This is a genomic window from Spirosoma jeollabukense, from assembly GCF_054777855.1.
The window spans coordinates 1-1528 of sequence record NZ_BAAHAD010000051.1 but is presented as its reverse complement, the minus strand read 5'-3'; the positions used below and the strand labels follow the sequence as shown (position 1 = coordinate 1528).

2 protein-coding genes are annotated in these 1528 nt (G+C 49.2%); both read left to right on the top strand.

What is annotated here, in order from left to right; translation table 11 throughout:
• The coding region (locus ACYVEA_RS34405) for a transposase (protein ID WP_461117897.1) at positions 1 to 840 on the top strand (840 nt) is incomplete at its 5' end.
• Positions 841 to 876: 36 nt separating this feature from the next.
• Positions 877 to 1473, top strand: coding sequence for a transposase (locus ACYVEA_RS34400; protein WP_461117896.1), 597 nt, complete (start codon positions 877 to 879; stop codon positions 1471 to 1473).
• Positions 1474 to 1528: the final 55 nt, after the last annotated feature.

The window sequence follows — 1528 nt, the reverse complement described above, 5'->3', positions numbered from 1 at the left end:
AATTTTCTAAATTGTTTCACCCAAACCACCTTAGTTATGTCCAAATCAGTCAAATCCCAACCAAAACGTTCAGCGGACCACTCCTCAACTTCTGCTGATCGAAAACCTGCCCTATCCATCATTAAAGACATCCAGCGACAAACTAGACGCCAGTATACGGCCGAAGAAAAGATTCGTATTGTCTTGGAAGGTCTACAAGGCGAACAGTCGGTCGCTGAAATCTGTCGACGAGAAGGGCTCAATACCAATATTTATTACCGCTGGAGTAAGGAATTTTTGGAAGCTGGTAAAAAGCGATTGGCCGGTGATACCACCCGAGAAGCCACCGCGCCCGAAGTACAATCGATCAAGTCCGAGAATGAAGCCCTTAAACAATTGGTAGCCGAATTGAGCCTGGAGAATCGGCTATTAAAAAAAACCTTAGAGCCGACGACTAACCGCTACCATCGTATGACCCAATCGGAAAAAATGGAGATCATCACGCTGGTGGAGCAGTCACCCTTGAGTGTGAAGACAACGCTCCGTGAGTTAGGTATCCATCGCTCGACCTTTTATCAATGGTATAAACGGTACCTAGCAGATGGCTACGACGGGTTGGCCGATCACCCTTGTCGACGCACCAGTGCTTGGAATCAACTACCACCGGCTGAAAAGGGCCGCATTGTGGAGTTAGCTTTGGAACGTCCAGATCTTTCTAGTCGGGAGTTAGCTTGGCATATCGTTGATAATGAGGGCTGGTTCGTTTCGGAGTCTACCGCACGGGCGGCCCCGCGTTTACCGTATTCTGAAAAGTCGGGGCTTAGTGACAACTCCTGCTTACCGGCTGATGGAAGCGGCTGATCAGTTCTATAATCCGACCACGGCCCCCAATCAACTTTGGCAGACCGACTTTACCGCACGGGCGGCCCCGGTATTTCAAGATCAAGCACTGGGGTTGGTACTACCTATCAACCGTATTGGACGACTACCGCTCCGGCGGCCCGGTCACGCTATATCCTAGCCTGGGAGATTTGTCCCGGCATGCAGGCGACGGACGTAGAGCGAACGGTGCAAGCGGCTCTGCAAGCCAGTAGCCTGACTACTGGTCAGCGACCACGCATCCTATCGGACAACGGTTCAGCCTATATATCTCGGTATCTCAAAGAGTATTTGAAAGGGGAAAGCATTGAACATATCCGTAGTGCTCCCTTTCATCCCATGACGCAAGGCAAGATTGAGCGCTATCATCGGTCAATGAAAAACGTCCTATTATTGGAACACTATTATAGCCCTGATGAACTGCGTCAACGTGTAGCTGAGTGGGTGGATTACTATAACCATCAGCGTTACCATGAATCGTTGGACAATGTCCGACCAGCCGATGCCTATTGGGGTCGCCAAGACCAGATCTTGACTCAGCGGAAACAAATTAAGCAGTTAACCATGCTTAAGCGACGGAAAAATCATATTTTTCAGCGTCTACAAAGTTCGTAAAACTATCTCTTCTCTTTTTACCCGCATCTGTCCACTTTTGGCTGACGACATACAG